The 21,067-nt window shown below is 72.5% G+C and carries 20 protein-coding genes; 12 read left to right on the top strand and 8 right to left on the bottom strand.

What is annotated here, in order from left to right:
* Nucleotides 1–5: 5 nt before the first annotated feature.
* On the top strand, nucleotides 6–986 hold the full coding sequence (locus tag B079_RS0104335) for an ArsR/SmtB family transcription factor (RefSeq protein WP_018544553.1): 981 nt from the start codon (nucleotides 6–8) through the stop codon (nucleotides 984–986).
* Nucleotide 987: 1 nt separating this feature from the next.
* Here B079_RS0104335 and B079_RS0104330 read toward each other — a convergent pair whose 3' ends face one another.
* The 3 genes from B079_RS0104330 to B079_RS0104320 all read right to left on the bottom strand — a co-directional run bounded on the left by B079_RS0104330 (nucleotide 988) and on the right by B079_RS0104320 (nucleotide 2,549).
* The gene (locus tag B079_RS0104330; protein WP_018544552.1) at nucleotides 988–1,761 is read right to left on the bottom strand and encodes a hypothetical protein; all 774 of its coding nucleotides are present in this window, start codon (nucleotides 1,759–1,761) and stop codon (nucleotides 988–990) included.
* Between the two features lie 153 nt (nucleotides 1,762–1,914).
* Entirely contained in the window at nucleotides 1,915–2,208 is a 294-nt protein-coding gene (locus B079_RS0104325) for an MTH1187 family thiamine-binding protein (protein WP_018544551.1), read from the bottom strand.
* Nucleotides 2,205–2,549 carry a DUF3817 domain-containing protein gene (locus B079_RS0104320; RefSeq protein WP_018544550.1) on the bottom strand — a complete coding sequence of 115 codons (345 nt, stop codon included), beginning with the start codon at nucleotides 2,547–2,549 and terminating at the stop codon, nucleotides 2,205–2,207. The genes B079_RS0104325 and B079_RS0104320 overlap by 4 nt, the downstream gene beginning before the upstream one ends.
* Before the next feature lie 189 nt (nucleotides 2,550–2,738).
* On the opposite strand from B079_RS0104320, the gene B079_RS0104315 reads away from it, so the two are divergent.
* The 4 genes from B079_RS0104315 (at nucleotide 2,739) to B079_RS0104300 (ending at nucleotide 5,401) form a co-directional block, all read left to right on the top strand.
* Complete coding sequence (locus B079_RS0104315; RefSeq protein ID WP_026248340.1) at nucleotides 2,739–3,377, top strand: AIM24 family protein; 639 nt, start codon at nucleotides 2,739–2,741, stop codon at nucleotides 3,375–3,377.
* 1 nt (nucleotide 3,378) lies between these two features.
* Entirely contained in the window at nucleotides 3,379–4,029 is a 651-nt protein-coding gene (locus B079_RS0104310) for an AIM24 family protein (protein ID WP_018544548.1), read from the top strand.
* Nucleotides 4,026–4,832, top strand: a complete 807-nt coding sequence (locus tag B079_RS0104305) for an AIM24 family protein (RefSeq protein ID WP_018544547.1) — start codon at nucleotides 4,026–4,028, stop codon at nucleotides 4,830–4,832. Before B079_RS0104310 ends, B079_RS0104305 begins: the two co-directional genes overlap by 4 nt.
* Nucleotides 4,833–4,924: 92 nt before the next feature.
* Complete coding sequence (locus B079_RS0104300) at nucleotides 4,925–5,401, top strand: MarR family winged helix-turn-helix transcriptional regulator (RefSeq protein WP_018544546.1); 477 nt, start codon at nucleotides 4,925–4,927, stop codon at nucleotides 5,399–5,401.
* A 74-nt stretch (nucleotides 5,402–5,475) separates the two neighbouring features.
* On the opposite strand, the gene B079_RS0104295 is transcribed toward B079_RS0104300, so the two are convergent.
* The 3 genes from B079_RS0104295 to B079_RS0104285 all read right to left on the bottom strand — a co-directional run bounded on the left by B079_RS0104295 (nucleotide 5,476) and on the right by B079_RS0104285 (nucleotide 9,774).
* Nucleotides 5,476–6,909 (bottom strand): MFS transporter, encoded by a 1,434-nt coding sequence (locus B079_RS0104295; protein ID WP_018544545.1) that lies wholly within the window; start codon nucleotides 6,907–6,909, stop codon nucleotides 5,476–5,478.
* A gap of 542 nt (nucleotides 6,910–7,451) precedes the next feature.
* Nucleotides 7,452–8,420, bottom strand: a complete 969-nt coding sequence (gene meaB, locus B079_RS0104290) for a methylmalonyl Co-A mutase-associated GTPase MeaB (protein ID WP_018544544.1) — start codon at nucleotides 8,418–8,420, stop codon at nucleotides 7,452–7,454.
* A 154-nt stretch (nucleotides 8,421–8,574) separates the two neighbouring features.
* On the bottom strand, nucleotides 8,575–9,774 hold the full coding sequence (locus B079_RS0104285) for an acetyl-CoA C-acetyltransferase (RefSeq protein WP_199779857.1): 1,200 nt from the start codon (nucleotides 9,772–9,774) through the stop codon (nucleotides 8,575–8,577).
* Nucleotides 9,775–9,923: 149 nt separating this feature from the next.
* Here B079_RS0104285 and mce point away from each other — a divergent pair, with 149 nt between their 5' ends.
* The 5 genes from mce (at nucleotide 9,924) to B079_RS0104260 (ending at nucleotide 17,930) form a co-directional block, all read left to right on the top strand.
* The gene (mce, locus tag B079_RS0104280; protein WP_018544542.1) at nucleotides 9,924–10,364 is read left to right on the top strand and encodes a methylmalonyl-CoA epimerase; all 441 of its coding nucleotides are present in this window, start codon (nucleotides 9,924–9,926) and stop codon (nucleotides 10,362–10,364) included.
* A 205-nt stretch (nucleotides 10,365–10,569) separates the two neighbouring features.
* The gene (gene scy, locus B079_RS0104275) at nucleotides 10,570–14,415 is read left to right on the top strand and encodes a polarized growth protein Scy (protein ID WP_018544541.1); all 3,846 of its coding nucleotides are present in this window, start codon (nucleotides 10,570–10,572) and stop codon (nucleotides 14,413–14,415) included.
* A gap of 183 nt (nucleotides 14,416–14,598) precedes the next feature.
* A complete protein-coding gene (locus B079_RS0104270) occupies nucleotides 14,599–15,534 on the top strand; it encodes a cellulose-binding protein (RefSeq protein WP_018544540.1) in 936 nt (311 codons plus the stop codon).
* A 267-nt stretch (nucleotides 15,535–15,801) separates the two neighbouring features.
* Nucleotides 15,802–17,070, top strand: coding sequence for an ABC transporter ATP-binding protein (locus B079_RS0104265; RefSeq protein ID WP_018544539.1), 1,269 nt, complete (start codon nucleotides 15,802–15,804; stop codon nucleotides 17,068–17,070).
* Complete coding sequence (locus tag B079_RS0104260; RefSeq protein WP_018544538.1) at nucleotides 17,067–17,930, top strand: ABC transporter permease; 864 nt, start codon at nucleotides 17,067–17,069, stop codon at nucleotides 17,928–17,930. The genes B079_RS0104265 and B079_RS0104260 overlap by 4 nt, the downstream gene beginning before the upstream one ends.
* 53 nt (nucleotides 17,931–17,983) lie before the next feature.
* Here the strand turns inward: B079_RS0104260 and B079_RS0104255 are convergent, their stop codons facing one another.
* A complete protein-coding gene (locus tag B079_RS0104255) occupies nucleotides 17,984–18,316 on the bottom strand; it encodes a hypothetical protein (RefSeq protein WP_018544537.1) in 333 nt (110 codons plus the stop codon).
* 243 nt (nucleotides 18,317–18,559) lie between these two features.
* On the opposite strand from B079_RS0104255, the gene B079_RS0104250 reads away from it, so the two are divergent.
* The gene (locus B079_RS0104250) at nucleotides 18,560–19,588 is read left to right on the top strand and encodes an LLM class flavin-dependent oxidoreductase (RefSeq protein WP_018544536.1); all 1,029 of its coding nucleotides are present in this window, start codon (nucleotides 18,560–18,562) and stop codon (nucleotides 19,586–19,588) included.
* A gap of 87 nt (nucleotides 19,589–19,675) precedes the next feature.
* Here the strand turns inward: B079_RS0104250 and B079_RS0104245 are convergent, their stop codons facing one another.
* Entirely contained in the window at nucleotides 19,676–20,068 is a 393-nt protein-coding gene (locus tag B079_RS0104245; RefSeq protein ID WP_018544535.1) for an SCO5389 family protein, read from the bottom strand.
* A gap of 297 nt (nucleotides 20,069–20,365) precedes the next feature.
* On the opposite strand from B079_RS0104245, the gene nucS reads away from it, so the two are divergent.
* Entirely contained in the window at nucleotides 20,366–21,037 is a 672-nt protein-coding gene (gene nucS, locus B079_RS0104240; protein WP_018544534.1) for an endonuclease NucS, read from the top strand.
* The last annotated feature ends 30 nt before the right edge of the window (nucleotides 21,038–21,067 follow it).

The following is a 21,067-nucleotide window of genomic DNA, read 5'->3' as shown; positions in this document are numbered from 1 at the left end:
GTGCCGTGGCCTCGCGGTTGCGCTTCGGCGAGGAGGACTTCCTGCGCTGCCGGTTCGCGATCTCGCCGCTGTGGGAGACGCAGGACGCGGTGCGCACGCTGCGGCGGCCGGACCGGCACGGCTATCACGGGCCCTGGCTGCGGCGGGTGCGCGCGGCGGCGGCCGGGCTCGATCTGGCGCCGCTGTGGCTGCTGATGCCGCGCCGGGGCAGCTCGCCGGACTGGCTCAGTCCCCCGCCGCTCGGTCCGCTGACGGCCTTCGAGGACGAGATCGCGGCCGTGCGGGCGGCCGATCCGGAGGCGGCGCGGGCGGAGACGGCACGGTCGCTGGCCTGTACGCCGGGCGCGCTGGAGTCGGCGCGCGGGCGGGCGTGGCTGGCCGATCCCGCGCGGATGGTGCGGGAGCTGGCGGATCTCCTGGAGGCGGCCTGGCGGGTGCTGGTGGCGCCGGAGTGGCCCCGGCTGCGGGCGCTCCTGGAGGCGGATGTGGCCTTCCATTCGCGCAGGCTGGCCGAGGCGGGCCTGGGCGCGCTGCTGCCGGAGCTGGACGCACGGCTGTCCTGGGACGGGCGGACGCTGACACTGCCGCAGGGGCGGTACGCGCGCGATCTCGGCGGCCGGGGCCTGCTGCTGATGCCGAGCGTGTTCTGCTGGCCGGACGTGGTCACCGGTTTCGAGGCGCCGTGGCAGCCGATGCTGGTGTATCCGGCGCGGGGTATCGGCGGCCTGTGGGCCGAGCCCGCCGCACGGACCCCGCAGGCGCTGGTACGGCTCCTGGGACGCAATCGCGCGGCCGTCCTGACCGCGCTGGGCGAACCCGCGACGACCACGGCCCTGGCCCACCGGCTCGGCCTCGCGCCCTCCTCGGTCTCGGACCATCTGACGGTCCTGCGGGCGGCGGGCCTGCTCACCGCGACCCGGCACGGCCATCAGGTGCTGTACGCCCGCACCCCGCTGGGGACGGCGCTGGCGGCCGGGGCGGTCTGAGTCAGCTCCCCCGCTTCTCCAGGGTGCGCAGCACGCCCGGGGTGCGGGGGTGGGTGACGGGCGAGCGCAGACAGCGGCGGGCGGCCGGGGTGCCGGGGAGCGGCGGCGTGAACAGCGCGGCGGAGATGACCAGCACCAGCAGCAGCGGGCACAGGAAGGCGAGCACGGGGGCGAGCGGGCCGAGCAGCGGGAGCATGGGCTCCAGGCCGAGCCCGGCCACGCAGACGGTCAGGACGAGGGCGCGTACGGCGAGTTCGGCCAGCCAGTTGGCGAGGGCGCGTTCGGGGGTGATGCCCCGCTCCAGCCACAGGCGCAGCCGGTCGAAGGACCAGGCGGTGGCCCAGACGGTGAGCGGGCGCAGCAGCAGCCGGTCGGCGAGGGCGCCGGGCGTGCCCCCGCGCGGGCGGTAGTCGTAGCCGGTGAGGAAGCGGACGCCGTGGCCGTCGGGGACGTAGCGCCAGTAGCCGCTGCCCTCGGTGAGCGGGGAGAGGGGGTGCGGGGAGGTGAAGCGCAGGGCGGAGGTGCGGGTGCCGTCGGGGCGTTCGCGCTCGTCGGCGGCGAGTCCGGTGCCGTGGACGGTGAGGAACGGCAGCAGCCGGGCGCGGTAGCGGAAGGGGCGCGGTGCGGGCTGCGGGGCGGGGTGGGGAACAGGGTGGGGGAGGTACTCGATCTCGTCGATCCTGAGGTCCCAGCGCCGGCGGTGGGCGGGGTCCTGGGTGCGGGTCCAGAGGTCGTCCAGATCGGTGCGGATGTGCGTCTCTATGTAGAGACCCATGTGGTGTTCCCCCACGTCGGAGCGGTGTTTCACGCTCAAACTACCCGGCGGATCCTGGTGTCCCGGCCATCGTGGCGGCCAGGCCGGGGGGTGGGGGGACGGCGGAACCCCGGCCGCGGAGGCCGGGGTTCCGCCGGGATGCGTCGCGGGATGTCACCCGGCCAGGTGCCGCTCCACGGTCTCGACCTTCGAGGTGAGGCCGTCGGTGACACCGGGGCGGATGTCGGCCTTGAGGACGAGGGAGACGCGCGGCGCGCGGGCCTCGACGGCGGCGACGGCACGCCGGACGACGTCCATGACCTCGTCCCACTCGCCCTCGATGGAGGTGAACATGGCGTCGGTGCGGTTCGGCAGGGCCGACTCGCGGACCACGCGGACGGCGTCGGCGACGTACTCCCCCACGTCCTCGCCGACCCCGAGGGGCGTCACGGAGAAGGCGACGATCATGCGTTTACGACTCCCTCGCGGCGGGCGCGGGCGGCGATGACGGCGGCCTCGGACTCGCGGCGCAGCTTGCGCTCGGCGAAGAAGCCGCCGGTGGGCAGGACGGAGAGGACGAAGTAGAGGGCGGCGGTGCCGAAGCTCCACTTGGCGCGGTTCCAGGCGTCGAGCCAGAAGAGCACGTAGAGGATGAACAGCACGCCGTGGACCGCGCCCATCACGGGGACCGCGTTGAAGTCCGTGGTCCGCTTCAGCACCGAGCACAGGAGCAGGATCAGGAAGGACACGGCCTCGGGCGCCGAGACCAGTCGCAGGCGGCGGATGGCGGATGCTGTCTTGAGGTCCACGGGTCACCTTCGGTGGGGAGGTCGCTGGGGCGCGGGCGCGGTCGCCCGGTGAGCGGCTCATGATCCTTTGTGAACGGAAGCACAAGCGTCGCCACATTGTGGCAAACAGTGCCCCTAGGGGTGCGCTCAGGGTCGTTCTCCACCCGTGGGCCCTGTCCTCTCCACCCGGCCGGGGGTTACTTTCGCGGTGTGGCGACGTTCCGACTACAGGGCAGCAAGGTGCTCGCCGTCGACATGACCGGGGATGCCGTGAAGGCGAAGAACGGCTCGATGGTCGCGTACGACGGGCAGATGGCCTTCAAGAAGCTGAGCGGCGGCGGTGAGGGTCTGCGCGGCATGGTGACCCGGCGGCTGACCGGCGAGCAGATGACGGTGATGGAGGTGAAGGGGCGGGGGACGTGCTGGTTCGCGGACCGGGCGTCGGAGATCAATCTCGTGACGCTCCGGGGCGACAAGCTCTGGGTGGAGTCGAGCAATCTGCTGGCGACGGACGCCGGGCTGCGTACGGGCACGGCGTTCACGGGCCTGCGCGGCGCCTCGCAGGGCAACGGCCTGTTCACCACGACCGTCGAGGGCCACGGCCAGGCGGCGGTGCTGTCGGACGGCCCGGCGGTGGTGCTCCGGGTCTCCCGGCAGTACCCGCTGACGGTCGACCCGGGCGCGTACATCGCCCACCAGGGGGACGTCCGGCAGTCCTTCCAGTCGGGCGGGACGTTCCGCACGCTCCTCGGGGAGGGCGGCGGGGAGGCGTTCCAGATCCGTTTCGAGGGCGACGGGCTGGTGTACGTCCAGCCGAGCGAGCGGAACACGATCGCGGGGGATCTGTGACATGGGCTTCCGGGAGATCAATTCCAAGATGATCGAGGCGACGGTCGCGCCGGGTGTGCGGCTGTTCAGCCAGCGCGGGGCGATGCTCGCCTACCGGGGGGATGTGTCGTTCACGCCCAGCGTCCAGAGCGGGCAGGGCGGCATCATGTCGATGCTCGGGCGCCGGGTGGCGGGCGAGGCGGCCCCGCTGATGTCGGTCGAGGGCAGCGGCACGGTGTTCTTCGGGCACGGCGGCCACCATGTGCAGGTGATCGACCTGACCGGTGACACGCTCTATGTGGAGGCGGACCGGCTGCTGGCCTTCGAGGGCTCGCTGCGGCAGGGCACGATGTTCATGGGCGCGCAGGGCGGTGTCATGGGCATCGTCCGGGGCCAGGCCACCGGGCAGGGGCTGTTCACCACCACGCTCCAGGGTCACGGCGCGGTGGCCGTGATGGCGCACGGCGGCGTCTTCGGGATACCGATCACCCCGCAGCGCCCGGTCCATGTGGACCCCCAGGCGTACGTCGCCCACCACGGCGAGGTCCGCAACCGGCTCTCCAGCGCGCTCGGCTGGCGCGACATGGTGGGCCGGGGCTCCGGTGAGGCGTTCCAGCTGGAGCTGAGCGGCAGCGGCACGGTCTATGTCCAGGCATCGGAGGAGAAGCTGTGAGCGCGGACGCGGGTGCGGGCGGGCCGGTGGTGTTCGACCCCGTGACCCTGCCGGTCGACGACAACGTGAACCCGTACACGTTCTGCGTGGAGCTCAAGGGCGGTCAGTGGTTCCTGCAGAAGGGGAAGATGATCGCCTATTACGGGGCGATCGAGTTCAACGGCATCGGGCACGGGCGGCTGGACCGGCTGGTGCGTTCCTCGTTCCATTCGCCATTGCACGCGAGCGACTGGGTGGTGGCGGAGGGCTCGGGCAAGATGCTGCTCGCGGACCGGGCGTTCGACGTGAACTCGTACGACTTGGACGAGGGCAATCTGACCGTTCGCGCAGGCAACTTGATCGCTTTCCAGCCAAGCTTGGCACTCAAACAGTCGATCGTGCCCGGCTTTCTCACACTGATCGGCACCGGGAAATTCGTGGCCGCCTCCAACGGCCCGGTGGTGTTCATGGAACCCCCGATCCGGGTGGACCCCCAGGCGCTGGTCGGCTGGGCCGACTGCCCCTCCCCCTGCCATCACTACGACCACGGTTATATGACCGGTGTGCTGGGCGGTCTACGTGCGATGACGGGGCTGGGCGGCGCCTCCGGAGAGGAGCACCAGTTCGAGTTCGTCGGTGCCGGGACGGTGCTGCTGCAGTCGACCGAGGCGCTGATGGCGGACCGGGAGACGGGGGCGGTTCCGTCCGAACCGGGGGTACCCGGAGGGGGTGCGGGAGCGTCCGGCGGGCCCGCCACCGGAGCCTCAGGGGCACCGCGTCTTCCCGGACAGCTGGGGGACCTCCAGCGTCGCTTCGGGCTGTGAGCGGTAGTCTGCGGAGTGTGACGTCGAACGCGTGCGCACAGTCACATCACCCAGAGTAGTTCGCCATTCAACATCTTAGGTAGACTTCATTCATGGAGACCGAGACGGCCACGCACTGGCTGACCGATGCGGAGCAGTGCGCCTGGCGCACCCACCTGGAGGTCAACAGGCTGTTGACGTACCAGCTCGAAAAGGATCTGCAACCGTTCGGACTGACGATGAACGATTACGAGATCCTCGTCAATCTGTCCGAGTCCGAGGACATGCGGATGCGGATGAGCGATCTCGCCACTGCCACCCTCCAGTCCAAGAGCCGGCTCTCGCACCAGATCACCCGCATGGAGAACGCGGACCTGGTGCGCCGGGAGAACTGTGAGTCGGACCGGCGCGGCCTCTACGCCGTGCTGACCGATCACGGCCTGGAGACGATGAAGAAGGTCGCGCCCCACCATGTGTCCTCGGTGCGCCGCCACTTCATCGACCTGCTCTCCCCCGACGCCCTCCAGGACCTGAACAAGGCCCTCAAGCCCGTCGCGGAACACCTGCGCACCCAACGTGGCCGCCTCTGACACCCACCAGAGCGACCAGGGCGAGGCGCGGCATCCAGACCACCCCCCGGACCGCGCCTCCACCCCGGCCAACCTCAACGACCGACACCCGCCTGGCGCACGGCGGACGCGTCTGCCGTCCCAGCTCTGTCGGCGGGCACCTCTGCCGTCCCGGTCCCGGCGGCGGGCGCCCCTGACGCTCCGACCTCGTCGGCGGCCACCCCTGACCCCTCGGTCCCGGTGACGGGCGCTCCCGACGCTCCGACCCCGGCCCCGGCAGCAGGTCCTCCCGACGCCCCGGCCACGGACGCCCCGCCCCGCCGCGCCATGAGGGTGATGGCCGCTGCGGCCAGTGAGGCCGTGCCGGGTAGTGCGAAGCACAGGGGTAGGGGGAACCGGCCGATCAGGGCGCCGGTCAGGAGCGAACCGCTCGAACTGCCTGCGTTCACCGCCATGTTGACCCAGGCTCCGGCGCGGGTGCGGGCGTCTTCGGGGGCCGTCTCGTCTGCCAGCAGGTAGGCCGTCGTCAGGGTCGGGGCGATGAAGACGCCCGTGCAGACCATGGCCGCGGTGAGCGTCCACAGGCCGGGCGCGAGGCCCGCCACCGTGATCACCAGACCGAGCGCCGCCGTGAACCCGGCCAGACGTGCCCGCGCGGACAACCGCCAGTCGATCGCACCGTTCACGAGACCGCCCAGCGCGCTGCCCGCCGAGAGGGCACCCAGTACCCAGGGGACGAGCGCGGCGTCGTAGGAACCCCGCTCGGCGTAGGCGGTCACCAGCAGTTCCACCCCGCTGAGCGCGAGCCCGGCCCCCGCTGCCACGGCGACCGGGACCAGCAGTCCCGGAACACCGCCCGACCGGCTCCGGCGGGCCGTGGCGCGCGGCCCCGGGCGGGAGCCCGTACGCGGCCCCGCCATCGCCGGAGACGTGACGAACGCGGCCGTCCCGCCGACCACCAGCAGCGCGCCCAGCAGGATGCCGGAAGCCGGGGGCGCCCAGGTGATCAGCGCGCCCACCAGAACCGGCCCGGAGACGAACAGCAGCTCCTCGGCGACCCCGTCGAGGCTGTAGGCGCGGCGTTGCAGCTGCCGGTCGGCGACGAGTGCGGACCACACCGCCCGCATGACCGGTCCCAGCGGCGGCACACAGGCACCCGCGAGCGCGGCGGCCGTGCCGATGAGCGGCGCCGGGACACCCGGGCGCCAGACGAGCACGGCGAGGACGCAGAGCAGGACGGCGTACAGCGCGGCCATGGGCGGCAGGGCCCGGCGCGCGCCGTACCGGTCGACCAGCGAGGCCCGCACCGGCATCAGGAGGACCGCCACGCCGCCGAACAGGGACATCACGGCGCCGGAGACGGCGTAGGACCCGGTGGCGCGGTTGACGGAGAGCAGGACGGCGAGGGGGATGACGCCGTTGGAGAAACGGCCGGTCAGCGCGGCGGCGAAGGTGCGGCGGGCGTGCGGGACGCGGAGGACGGCGGCGTACGAGGGCGCGGCGGGGCGCGCGGGAGCGGGCGCGGACATGCGCGGGGTTCCTCACGGAAGGCGGGACGAGGGCGCGACGGCGCTCCGCGCGAGGGGCCGGTCGTGTGCCGGGCACCCGCGCGGGCGTGGGCGCGCGCTACGCCAAGAGGAGGAACACGTGGAGCAAGCTAACAGCGGGGGTCGCGGGGCGATACCGGATTTCCGGGCAAGGTCCCGCGCCCCGGTCGTCCGGGAGCGGCCCCGTGCCCCGGTCGTCCGGAAGCGGCCCCGGGCCCCGGTCATCCGGGCGCGGCCCCATGCCCCAGTCATCCGCCCGAAGCAGTCTCGTGCCCCAGTCATCCGGGCGCGGTCTCGGGCCCTGTCATCCGGGCGCAGCCTCGTGCCCCGGTCATCCGAAAGCAGTCCCGTGGCCCCGTCGTCTGGGAGCGGTCCCGGACCCCGGTCATCCGGAAGCGGTTCCGTACCCCGGCCGTCCGGGCGCGGCCCCGAACCCCGTCGTCCGGAAGCGGCCCCGGACCCCGGTCGCAGTCCGTGCCCCCGCCAGCGCTCCCCCGGCTCCCGGCTCTCCCCCGGCTCCCGCGTCAGGCGTCCCCCGGCTCCCGGGTCAGACCGGCGAGCAGTTGGTCCGCCGCCGCGTACGGGTCCAGTGCGCCCGTGGTGACGCGGGCCGCGAGGCTGGGGAGGTCGTGGGCGCCGTGGAGGTCGCCGATGCGCTCGCGCAGGGCCGTGACCGCGATCGTCTCGACCTCGCGGGCGGCGCGGGCGCGGCGGCGCTCGGTGAGGACGCCGCGCTCCTCCATCCAGGCCCGGTGCTTCTCCAGGGCCTCCACGACCTCGTCGACGCCCTCGGCGCGGGCGGCGACCGTCTTGACGATGGGCGGGCGCCAGTCGCCGGGGCCGCGGGCCTCGCCGAGACCGAGCATGTGGTTCAGCTCGCGGGCGGTGGCGTCCGCGCCGTCCCGGTCGGCCTTGTTGACGACGTACACGTCCCCGATCTCCAGGATTCCGGCCTTGGCCGCCTGGATGCCGTCGCCCATGCCGGGGGCGAGCAGGACGACGGAGGTGTCCGCCTGGGAGGCGATCTCGACCTCGGACTGGCCCACGCCGACGGTCTCCACGAGGATCACGTCGCAGCCCGCCGCGTCCAGCACCCGGATCGCCTGCGGGGCGGCCCAGGCGAGGCCGCCGAGGTGGCCGCGCGTGGCCATGGAGCGGATGTAGACGCCGGGGTCGGAGGCGTGGTCGGACATGCGCACCCGGTCCCCGAGCAGGGCGCCTCCGGAGAACGGGGACGACGGGTCGACGGCGAGGACGCCGACCCGCTTGCCCTGCTTGCGGTAGGCGGTGACGAGCGCGGAGGTGGTGGTCGACTTGCCGACCCCCGGCGAGCCGGTCAGACCGACGACGTAGGCGTTGCCGGTCAGCGGGGCCAGCGCCGCCATGACCTCCCTGAGCTGCGGGGACGCCCCCTCCACCAGGGAGATCAGCCGGGCGACGGCCCGGGGCCGCCCTTCTCGCGCCTCGGCCACCAGAGAGGAGACGTCCCGCATCAACACAGCTCCGTTCACTCGCACCACCGGTCACTCGCGCCACCGGCCACCAGCACCGCCGGTCGTCCGCGCCACCGGTCACTCGTACCGCCGGTCGTCCGCGCCGCCGGTCACTCGCCCCGCCGGTCGCTCACCACCGCCGGAAAAGGATTCCTCAGCCCTTCGGTACCCGCACGATCAGCGCGTCACCCTGCCCGCCGCCACCGCACAGCGCAGCCGCGCCGACCCCGCCGCCCCGGCGCTTCAGCTCCAGCGCCAGGTGGAGGACGAGCCGGGCGCCGGACATGCCGATCGGGTGGCCGAGGGCGATGGCGCCGCCGTTGACGTTCACCTTTTCCGTGGACACGCCGAGGTCCTTCATTGACTGCACGGCGACCGCCGCGAACGCCTCGTTGATCTCGATGAGGTCGAGGTCCGAGACCGCCAGGCCCTCCTTCTTCAGCGCGTGGTTGATCGCGTTGGACGGCTGCGACTGGAGCGAGTTGTCCGGCCCGGCCACGTTGCCGTGCGCGCCGATCTCCGCGAGCCACTGAAGGCCCAGCTCCTCGGCCTTGGCCTTGCTCATCACGACCACGGCGGCGGCGCCGTCCGAGATCTGCGAGGCGGACCCGGCGGTGATGGTGCCGTCCTTGGCGAAGGCGGGGCGCAACTTGCCCAGCGACTCGGCGGTGGTGTCGCCCCGGATGCCCTCGTCCTTGCTGAAGAGCACCGGCTCGCCCTTGCGCTGCGGGATCTCCACCGGAGTGATCTCGGCCTCGAACAGGCCGTTCTTCTGCGCGGCGGCGGCCCGCTGGTGGGACAGCGCGGCGATCTCGTCCTGCTCGGGGCGGCCGATGCCGAGCCGGGTGTTGTGCTTCTCGGTGGACTCGCCCATGGCGATGCCCTCGAAGGAGTCGGTCAGCCCGTCGTGGGCCATGGAGTCGAGCATCTCGATCGCGCCGTACTTGAAGCCCTCACGGGACTTGGGCAGCAGGTGCGGGGCGTTGGTCATGGACTCCTGGCCGCCCGCGACCACGATGTCGAACTCACCCGCGCGGATGAGCTGGTCCGCGAGCGCGATCGCGTCGAGCCCGGAGAGGCACACCTTGTTGACGGTGAGCGCCGGGACGCTCATCGGGATGCCCGCCTTGACGGCCGCCTGGCGGGCCGGGATCTGGCCCGCACCGGCCTGGAGCACCTGGCCCATGATCACGTACTGCACCTGGTCGCCGCCGATACCGGCGCGGTCGAGGGCGGCCTTGATGGCGAAGCCGCCCAGGTCGGCACCCGAGAAGGACTTCAGCGAACCGAGCAACCGTCCCATGGGCGTCCGAGCGCCCGCGACGATCACAGAGGTGGTCGTTCCAGAAGACATGAGCTGCGATCCCCTTACCGGCCTGCACAGCCGAGGAGTGAACGAGGGTTTACTTCGAATGTACTGACCGGTACCGGAACCCGTCACCCGGCGTACGGTGTGATCGCGCGCACGTTGCGTAACCACCTCGCACGCGCTGCACTGAAAACATGCTGACGCGAATCGACCACATCGGGATCGCCTGCCACGACCTCGACGCCACCGTCGAGTTCTACCGGACCACCTACGGCTTCGAGGTGTTCCACACCGAGGTGAACGAAGAGCAGGGCGTGCGCGAGGCCATGCTCAAGATCAACGAGACGTCGGACGGCGGCGCCTCCTACCTCCAGCTCCTGGAGCCGACCCGGGAGGACTCCGCGGTCGGTAAATGGCTCGCCAAGAACGGGGAGGGCGTCCACCACATCGCCTTCGGTACGGCGGATGTGGACGCGGACTCCGAGGAGATCCGCGGCAAGGGCGTACGCGTTCTGTACGACGAGCCCCGACGGGGGTCCATGGGGTCGAGGATCACCTTCCTGCACCCGAAGGATTGCCACGGAGTCCTGACAGAACTGGTCACTTCGGCCTCGGTTGAGTCACCTGACCACTGACCTTCGTACATAAGGGCCGGTAGGGTTGGGGGCGGTCGTCTCCGAACACGGGGGACGACCGATGCCGGGGTCCGGGTTGGGGGACGAGCGTCGGGGCAGCAGCCCGTGCTCCGCCGTTGATCTGACACCATTCCCCGGGGGCCCCGTTCGGCGGACGGACGGAGCTCGTTGGAGAAGCTGACCAGGGGACGGATGGGACCGCGCAGTGCGGGGCTACGAGAGCCAGGAGCGAGAGCCGGCGGCTGACGTCGACCACCTCTCTCGGTTCGAGGCCGAGATGAAGCGGCTGAAGACCGAGCGGGAAAAGGCGATCCAGCACGCCGAGGACCTCGGCTACCAGGTCGAGGTGCTGCGCGCCAAGCTGCACGAGGCGCGCCGCACTCTGATGACCAGGCCCGCCTACGAGGGCGGCGACATCGGCTATCAGGCCGAGCAGTTGCTGCGTAATGCCCAGGTGCAGGCCGAGCAGTTGCGCCAGGACGCGGAGCGGGAGCTGAGTCAGGCCCGCGCGCAGACCCAGCGCATCCTGCAGGAGCACGCCGAGCAGGCGGCCCGGCTCCAGGCGGAGCTGCACCAGGAGGCGGTCACCCGTCGCCAGCAGCTGGACCAGGAGCTGGCGGAGCGTCGGCAGACCGTCGAGTCGCACGTCAACGAGAACGTGGCGTGGGCCGAGCAGCTGCGCGCCCGTACCGAGCAGCAGGCCCGACGGCTGCTCGACGAGTCGCGCGCCGAGGCCGAGCAGGCGATGGCCGCCGCCCGCGCGGAGGCCGAGCGGCTGACCCGCGAGGCCCGCGACCGGCTGCGCACCGACGCCGAGGCGGCCCGTTCGGAGGCCGAGCAGATCCTGCGCCGCGCCCGCACGGACGCCGAGCGGCTGCTGAACGCCGCCTCCGCGCAGGCCCAGGAGGCCACCGACCACGCCGAGCAGGTACGCACCTCCACGGTCAGCGAGTCGGACGCCACGCGCCGCCAGGCCGCCGAGCTGAGCCGGACGGCCGAGGAGCGCATGGCGGAGGCCGAGCGGGCGCTGCGCAGCGCGCGTTCGGAGGCCGACAAGCTGGTCGCGGAGGCCGAGGAGCGCGCCGCGAAGGCGATCTCCAGCGCCGAGGCGGCCAACGAGACGCGGACGCGTACCGCCAAGGAGCAGGTCGCCCGGCTGGTCGGTGAGGCCACCAAGGAGGCGGAGACCACCAAGGCGGACGCCGAGCAGCTGGTCGCCGACGCCCGCGCCGAGGCGGAGAAGATCCTCGCCGAGGCCGGGGAGAAGGCCCGCAACGCGACCGCCGAGGAGACGGCCAGTCAGCTCTCCAAGGCCGCCCGCACCGCCGAGGACGTGCTCAACAAGGCGTCGGAGGACGCCCGTCGGACCACGAAGGCCGCCACCGAGGAGGCCGAGCGCATCCGCTCGGAGGCCGAGGCCGAGGCGGACCGGCTGCGCGCCGAGGCGCACGACCTGGCCGAGCAGCTCAAGGGCACGGCCAAGGACGACACCAAGGAGTACCGGGCCAAGACGGTCGAGCTCCAGGAGGAGGCCCGGCGGCTGCGCGGCGAGGCCGAGCAGCTGCGCGCCGACGCGGTCGAAGAGGGCGAGTCCATCCGCGCCGAGGCCCGCCGCGAGGCGGTGGCGCAGATCGAGGAGGCGGCCAAGTCCGCCGAGGAACTGCTCTCCAAGGCCAAGGCGGACGCCGACGAGCTGCGCAAGACGGCCACCACGGACAGCGAGAAGGTCCGCACCGAGGCCATCGAGCGCGCCACCACGCTGCGCCGTCAGGCCGAGGAGACCCTGGAGCGCACCCGCAAGGAGGCCGAGCGGCTCAAGGCCGAGGCCGAGGAGCGGGCCGAGTCGGTCAAGGAGGACGCCGAGCGGGCCGCGCGCGAGCTGCGCGAGGAGGCCGAGCGGGCCGCCGAGGCCCGTCGCGAGGAGGCCGCCGCCGAGCTGACGCGGCTCCAGACGGAGGCGCAGGACCGCCTGGAGTCGGCGGAGCAGGCGCTCACCGAGGCCCGCGAGGAGGCGTCCCGTATCCGCCGGGAGGCGGGCGAGGAGGCCGAGCGGCTGCGGTCGGAGGCCGCCGAGCGCATCCGTACGCTCCAGCAGCAGGCCGAGGCCGAGGCCGAGCGGCTGCGCGACGAGGCCGCGGCCGACGCGTCCGCCTCGCGCGCCGAGGGCGAGGCCGTGGCCGTACGACTGCGGTCCGAGGCCGCGGCGGAGGCCGAGCGGCTCAAGGTGGAGGCGCAGGACACCGCGGACCGGGTGCGCGCGGAGGCGCAGGCCGCCGCCGAGCGGCTGGCCACCGAGGCGTCCGAGACGCTGGCCGCCGCCCAGGAGGAGGCCGTGCGCCGCCGCCGGGAGGCGGAGGAACTGCTCGGTTCGGCCCGCGAGGAGGCGGACCAGGAGCGCGAGCGGGCCCGCGAGCAGAGCGAGGAGCTGCTGGCCTCGGCGCGCAAGCGCGTGGAGGAGGCCCAGACCGAGGCGACCCGCCTGGTCGAGGAGGCCGACCGGCGTGCCACCGAGATGGTGTCCGCCGCCGAGCAGCACGCCCAGCAGGTGCGCGAGTCGGTCTCCGGGCTGCACGAGCAGGCGCAGGAGGAGATCACCGGGCTGCGCTCGGCCGCCGAGCACGCGGCGGAGCGTACGCGCCGGGAGGCGGAGGAGGAGGCGGACCGCGTCCGTACCGACGCCTACGCGGAGCGGGAGCGCGCGGGCGAGGACGCGGCACGGCTGCGCCGGGAGGCGAACGAGGAGGCCGAGGAGGCCAAGGCGCTCGCGGAGCGCACGGTCGCCGAGGCGATCACCGAGTCCGACCGGCTGCGCGCGGAGACGACGGAGTACGCACAGCGGGTGCGGACCGAGGCGTCCGACGCGCTGGCCGAGGCGGACCAGGCGGCCTCCCGCACCCGGGCCGACGCCCGGGAGGACGCCAACCGCATCCGTTCGGACGCGGCGACGCAGGCGGACACCCTCATCACCGAGGCGGCGTCGGAGGCGGAACGGCTCCAGACGGAGACGGCCGCCGAGGCCGAGCGGGTGCGCGCGGAGGCGGTCGCGAACGCGGAGCGGCTGATCGCGGACGCGACGGACGACGCGGAGCGGCTGCGCGCCGAGGCCGCCGAGACGGTGGGTACGGCCCAGCGGCACGCGGAGCGGATGCGCGCGGAGGCCGAACGGGTGCGCACCGAGGCGGAGTCGGAGGCCGAGCGGCTGGTCGGTTCGGCGCGCGAGGAGGCCGAGCGGACGCTGGACGAGGCCCGTCAGGAGGCCAACAAGCGGCGTTCGGAGGCGGCCGAGCAGGTCGACACGCTCATCACGGAGACGGCGGCCGAGGCGGACAAGCTGCTCGCCGAGGCCCACCAGCAGGCGCAGCAGACCACCGCGGACGCGGAGGCGCAGGCCGACTCGATGGTGGGCGCGGCCCGCACCGAGGCGGAGCGGATCGTCGGCGACGCGACGGTGGAGGGAAACTCCCGGGTGGAGAAGTCCCGTACGGACGCCGACGAGCTGCTGGTCGGCGCGCGCCGGGACGCGACCGCGATCCGGGAGCGTGCCGAGGAGCTGCGCGACCGGGTCACCTCGGAGATCGAGGAGCTGCACGAGCGGGCCCGCCGTGAGGCGGCCGAGACGATGAAGTCGACCGGCGACCGCTGCGACCACCTCATCAAGCAGGCCGAGGAGCAGCTGGCCAAGGCGCAGACGAAGGCCAAGGAGCTGGTGTCCGAGGCCAGTTCCGAGGCGAGCAAGGTGCGCATCGCCGCTGTCAAGAAGGCGGAGGGGCTGCTCAAGGAGGCCGAGCAGAAGAAGGCCAAGCTGGTCAAGGAGGCCGAGGAGCTGAAGGCCGAGGCGATCCGCGAGGCCCGGCAGACGGTCGAAGAGGGCAAGCGCGAGCTGGAGTTGCTGGTGCGCCGCCGCGAGGACATCAACACGGAGATCTCGCGGGTCCAGGACGTCCTTGAGGCGCTGGAGTCCTTCGAGGGTCCGGGCGGCAAGGACGGCGGGGTCAAGGCCGGCGCCACGGTGGGGGCACCCCGATCGGGTGGCAAGCCCCAGGAGAACTAGCGGCCGGAGCGGTGCGCCGCGTGGGGCAGGGGGTTCGGACGGGTCTTTGGCAAGTTGTCAGGGGCCCGGCCACCCGAAAGAGGTGTCATTCTATTGATCAAACACGTATCCGCTCGATGACACACCGCTTCGGCGCCTAGGATTCCACCTATCACCTCACCGGTCTCATTCGACAGGAACCCCATGAGCGACACTTCCCCCTACGGCTTCGAGCTTGTGCGGCGTGGATACGACCGCGCTCAGGTGGACGAACGCATCTCCAAGCTCGTCTCCGACCGTGACAGCGCGCTCTCCCGGATCACCGCTCTGGAGAAGCGCATCGAGGAGCTTCACCTCGAGACGCAGAACGCCCAGGCCCAGGTCACCGACGCCGAGCCGTCGTACGCGGGTCTCGGCGCGCGGGTCGAGAAGATCCTTCGGCTCGCCGAGGAAGAGGCGAAGGACCTGCGCGAGGAGGCCAGGCACGCGGCCGAACAGCACCGCGAGCTGGCCGAGTCGGCCGCCCAGCAGGTCCGTAACGACGCCGAGTCCTTCGCCGCCGAGCGCAAGGCGAAGGCCGAGGACGACGGCGTCCGGATCGTCGAGAAGGCGAAGGGCGAGGCGGCCCAGCTGCGTTCGGACGCGCAGAAGGACGCGCAGTCCAAGCGCGAGGAGGCGGACGCCCTCTTCGAGGAGACCCGCGCCAAGGCCGCGCAGGCCGCCGCGGACTTCGAGACGAACCTCGCCAAGCGCCGCGAGCAGTCCGAGCGCGATCTGGCCTCGCGTCAGCAGAAGGCGGAGAAGCGGCTGGCCGAGATCGAGCACCGGGCCGAGCAGCTGCGCCTGGAGGCGGAGAAGCTGCGCACCGACGCCGACCGCCGGGCCCGTCAGACGGTGGAGACGGCGCAGCGTCAGGCCGAGGACATCGTGGCGGACGCCAACGCCAAGGCCGACCGCATCCGTTCGGAGTCCGAGCGCGAGCTGGCCGCCCTGACCAACCGCCGCGACAGCATCAACGCCCAGCTGACCAACGTCCGCGAGATGCTGGCCACGCTGACCGGTGCCGCGGTGGCCGCCGCCGGTACGCCGGTCGAGGACGAGCCGGTCTCGCGCGGCGTCCCGGCGCAGCAGACGCGCTAGGACCCGCGCGACAGCTGTCTCGTACGGTCGCCAGGACGGTCGCCAGGACCTGGCGGAGCCCCCTTCCGTTGCAGTCGGCAGGGGGCTTCGCCCGGTCCTGGCATGATCGTCACGGTGTCCGGCCGGCCCTTCCGGACACTTTCGGACACGCCGGGTGAAGCTCTGGCTTTACTTTCTCTTGGGCGGAACCGTCAGCGCCCGGTTATCCTCCTAACCCTTACGGGGGCGTGCGCCCCGCTGTCCTGAACCTTCCGATGGGTGCGGAGCATGATCGAGGCGGCAGGCCTGACCAAGCGCTACGGTGACAAGACCGCGGTGCACAACCTCTCCTTCCAGGTGCGTCCGGGCGCGGTGACCGGCTTCCTCGGGCCCAACGGCTCGGGCAAGTCCACGACCATGCGGATGATCCTCGGGCTGGACAACCCCACCGCCGGGACGGTGACGATCGGCGGCCATCCCTACGCCAAGCTGCCCAACGCCCCCCGCCAGGTCGGCGCGCTGCTCGACGCCAAGGCGGTGCACGGGGGCCGCTCGGCCCGCCAGCACCTGCTGAGCCTGGCCCAGCTGTCCGGCATCCCGGCCCGCCGGGTGGACGAGGTGCTGGGGGTCGTCGGCCTCCAGGAGGTGGCGAAGCGGCGCTCCAAGGGCTTCTCGCTCGGCATGGGCCAGCGGCTCGGCATCGCGGCGGCCCTCCTCGGCGACCCGCAGGTGCTGCTCTTCGACGAGCCGGTCAACGGCCTCGACCCCGAGGGCATCCTCTGGGTGCGCAATCTGATGAAGGCGCTCGCCGCCGAGGGCCGTACGGTCTTCGTCTCCTCGCATCTGATGAGCGAGATGGCGCTGACCGCCGACCATCTGATCGTGATCGGGCGCGGCCAGCTGATGGCCGACATGAGCGTGACGGAGTTCATCTCCGCCAACTCCGCGGACTTCGCGCGGGTGCGCACCCCCGAGAGCGAGCCGCAGCAGCGCGAGAAGCTGACGGCCGCGCTCACCGAGGCGGGCGGCCATGTGCTGCCGGAGCCGGACGGCGCGCTGCGGGTGACCGGCCTCGCACTGCCCCGCATCAGCGACCTCGCGCACAGCGCGGACGTCCGGCTGTGGGAGCTGTCCCCGCACCAGGCGTCGCTGGAGGAGGCGTACATGCGGATGACCCAGGGTGTGGTCGACTACCGCTCGACCACCGACCAGCGCTCGGGCCTCCAGCAGCCGCTGCCGCCGGGCATCCAGCCCCCGATGCCGGTGCCGGGCCAGGGCCAGCCGGGCTGGTACGCCCCGCCGCCGCCCCAGCCGGGCACCCCGTACGCCCCGCAGAGCCCGGCCCCCGGGCCGTACGGCGGCGGGTACGGGCCGGTGGGTGCCGGGGCCCCGAACCCGTACGCGGCGCCCGCACAGGCCCCTCAGCCGCAGCCCGCGCCCGCCGCCGCTCCCCCGGCCCCGCAGCCGGCCCCGGCCGCCGAGCCCGCGCAGCCGGGCGGGGCCGGTGACAAGGCCGCCGCATCCGCCGAACCGACCCAGCCCGAGGACGCCCGATGAGCACGCACAAGACCTCGCTGCCCCAGGCACCCTCGGCCGCCGTGAGCGGCGGTCCGTACCCCGGCTACAGCTCGCCCATCCCGATCGTGCGCACCCACCTCGGGCACGCGCTGGCCTCGGAGTGGACGAAGATCAAGTCGGTGCGTTCGACGATCTGGACGCTCGGCGTGTTCGTCCTGCTCGTCTTCGGCATCGGTCTGCTGGTCGCGCTCGCCCTGAACGGCACCAACGCCGAGCTGTCCGGCTCGACCGCGCTCGCCATGGGCTTCTTCGGGCTGCTGCTCGGCATGGTCTGCGTGATCACGCTGGGCGTGCTGACGACGGCCTCGGAGTACGGCACGGGCATGATCCGTACGACGATGACGGCGTGCCCGACCCGGGGCCGGGTGCTCGCCGCGAAGTCGATCGTGTTCTTCGCCCTCGCGTTCGTGGTGACGCTGGTGACCGTGACCGTGACGGCCCTGGTGCAGACCTCCCTCCTGGAGGGTCAGGGCGTGCAGTCGCCGACCACCCAGGACTGGCTGAAGGCCACGGTCGGCATCAGCCTCTTCATCGCGCTGATCGGGCTGATCTCGCTGCTGGTCGGCTCGATGATCCGGCACTCGGCGGGCGCCATCACCCTCATGATCGGCGCGGTGCTCGCCCCGCTGGTGATCGCCCTGTTCATGAACACGTCCTCGCTGGAGCGGGTCCAGGAGCTGCTGCTGGAGTACTCGATCCCGAGCCAGATGGGCGTCTTCTACGACAACACCCTCAGCCACTCCGGGCCCTCGGGCTGGGAGCCGCTGTGGATCATGCTGGGCGTGACGGGGGCGGCCTACGCGGCGGCGTACGCGCTGCTGCGGACCCGGGACGTGTAGCCCACGCCCCGCGGATACCTCCGGACGCCCTGCGGACGGGAGTCCGCGCCGGGTCAGAACCTCGGCGCGCCACCGGGCCGTCGCACCCTCGTGGTGCGGCGGTCCTTCGCGTTCCAGCAGGCCTTGTGCCAGTGCCTGCGGTCGTCGACGCCCGCGTGCTCGGGCCAGGCCACCACGTGCGGGACGCCGGAGGGGATCAGCTGGTCGCAGCCGGGGCAGCGGTAGGTCTTGCCCTCGGCGCTCGCCCCCGCGACATGGCGCACGCTCCAGTCCTCGCCCCGCCAGCTCTCGCTGGCCTGCCAGCCGCCGTACCGGCCGGCTCCGTCGTCCTCGGCGCTGCGGCCGGACGCTCCGGCTGCCTTCGGTCGGTTGCGACGCGGGGACACGGGACACCTCTCGGGGCTATACAGGAAGTACGGTCCGCGTCCAGCCTACGCGGCGCCCCGGCGGGCAGGCGTAAAGAACCAACCCGCACAAGTCCCCTTCAGGGGCGATCCATTCCAGCAGAGAACCGACCATTCTGCAGACAATCCGCAAATCCCCCTGCCGAGCCGTGTCCTGGGCACGTGTCATGTGGTTATGCCGAGAGCGGGGGAGCTCCGGTCGGAGCCGAGAAAGCGGGAAGTGCGATGCGTGTAGGAAGTTTTGTCCTGGCGGCCCAGTTCCCGGGCCAGGGGCCCGGGGAGGCCCTGCACCGGGCGGTCCGCTCGGCGGAGGTGGCCGACGAGGCCGGACTGGACGCCGTATGGCTGGCCGAGCACCACTTCGTGCCGTACGGGACCTGCCCGTCGGCGATCACCCTGGCCGCCCTGCTGCTCGGCCGCACCCGCCGGATCCGGGTCGGCACGGCGGTCACCGTCCTGCCCACCGCCCACCCGGTCGCCGTCGGCGAACAGGCGGCGCTGCTGCATCTGACCAGCGGCGGCCGTTTCACCCTCGGGGTGGGACGCGGCGGCCCCTGGGTCGACCTGGAGGTGTTCGGCACCGGCCTCGGGGCGTACGAGCGCGGCTTCCCGGAGTCGCTTGACCTGCTGCTGCGCTGGCTGCGGGAGCCGTCGGTGGGGGCCTCGGGCGAGCGGTACCGGTTCCGCGAGGTGCCCGTCGTACCGCGCCCCTCGGAGTCGCTGACCGAGACGCCGGGGCCCGAGGTGGTCGTCGCGTGCACCTCGCCCGCGAGTGTGCGGCTGGCCGCCGAGCGCGGGCTGCCGATGCTGCTCGGGATGCACATCGGGGACGAGGAGAAGGCGGAGATGGTCGGGCTGTGGCGGCGGCAGGCGCGGGCGGCGGGCCGTTCCGGGGAGGAGATCTCCGGGGCCGCGCACGTCTCGGCCGGGGTCTGCCAGCTCGCGGACCGGCGCACGGACGCGGTGGAGACGCTGCTGAAGGCGATGCCGGGCTGGCTGAAACAGGGTCTCGACGCGCATATGACGGTGGACGGCAGGGCCCGCGTGATGCGCGACCCGTTCGCCTACACCGAACTGCTCTGCGGGCTGCACCCGGTGGGCACTCCCCGGCTCGCCGCCGACCGGCTCGCGGCGACGGCCGAGCGCACCGGTATCTCCCGGTTCGCCCTGCTGACCGAGGGGTCGGGCGATCTGGACGCGACCGAGGAGAACCTGCGGCGCCTGGGTGCCGAGGTGCTGCCCCAGCTGCGCTGAGCGGCCGTCCGGCGCGGGCCGCCGGGGTGCCCGCCGCTCCGGCGCCGCGCGGGCTGCGCGGGGCGGAGCGGCAGACCGGCCGGGCCGTCAGCAGTCCCGGAGTTCCGGCGACTGGTTGAGCAACTGGCTGCGCACCGAGGTGAATCGGGCCAGCGTCTCGTCGGCCGAGGGGTCGAGCGGGAACACCGCCACCCGGTGGCAGTTCTGGAAGGCGAGCCGCACTCCGAAGTGCCGCTGCAGGGCGCCGCGCATGGCGTCGCTCGCGAGCACGCGCAGCAGCTCACCGCGCGCGTGCTCGTCCGGCGGGGGCGTCTGGTTGTCGGCGAAGGGTCCGCCGTCCACCTTCAGCCGGGCCACCAGGGCGCTGATCATCTCCCACGCAAAAGGCAGGGAGGTCCGGACGCAGTCGACGAATTCTGCGTCGTCGACCTCGCCTCGCTCGGCCTTTTCGAGTAGGGCCGGTGAGACGTCGAGCGACATGGGTTCTCCTCTCGCACCCCCGACGGGCAGGGGTTGCCGGACAGATGTGGGAGTACGCGACATCCGGACGATCGGTACACCTACCGCGCCCCCCGATTCCTACGGTAGGCAACCGTCGGTGACCACACCAGCAGAATGCGTATATGGAACGGTCGCTCTGCGGTCACAATCGGCCAGGGATGAACAAGAGTTTCCAGGGACAAATAGGGTGGCCCACTGGGCGATCGGGGCGGGCGGTGCGGAACGGACTCCGGGCGAATCGCGTGCACGGGGGCGCGTCGAGTAGCGTTGCCGACCATGCGTCTCGTCATTGCCCGGTGCTCGGTCGACTACGCCGGCCGGCTCACCGCCCACCTGCCCTCGGCTCCCCGCCTGATCCTGGTCAAGGCGGACGGCAGCGTCTCCATCCACGCGGACGACCGGGCCTACAAGCCCCTCAACTGGATGTCGCCGCCCTGCACCCTGAAGGAGGGCACGGGGGACGACAGCGGGGTCTGGACCGTCATCAACAAGGCGGGCGAAAAACTGATCATCACGATGGAGGAGATCCTGCACGACTCCTCCCACGAACTCGGGGTGGACCCCGGTCTGATCAAGGACGGCGTGGAAGCGCACCTCCAGGAGCTGCTCGCCGACCGCATCGAGACGCTCGGCGAGGGCTACACGCTCATCCGCCGCGAGTACATGACCGCCATCGGCCCGGTCGACATCCTGTGCCGGGACGCCGACGGCGGCACGGTCGCGGTCGAGATCAAGCGGCGCGGTGAGATCGACGGCGTGGAGCAGCTCACCCGCTATCTCGAACTGCTCAACCGTGACCCGCACCTCGCCCCGGTGCGCGGTGTCTTCGCCGCCCAGGAGATCAAGCCCCAGGCCCGCGTGCTCGCCACGGACCGGGGCATCAACTGCCAGATCCTCGACTACGACGCGATGCGCGGCATCGAGGACGACAAGCTGCGGCTGTTCTGATCCCGTAGCGCTGCGGTGGCCGCCCCGGCC

The sequence above is a fragment of the Streptomyces sp. LaPpAH-108 genome (assembly GCF_000373625.1).
In the GTDB taxonomy this organism is placed as follows: Bacteria; Actinomycetota; Actinomycetes; order Streptomycetales; family Streptomycetaceae; genus Streptomyces.
Note: the sequence above shows the minus strand (reverse complement) of the source record. Positions and strands in the feature narration are given on the sequence as shown.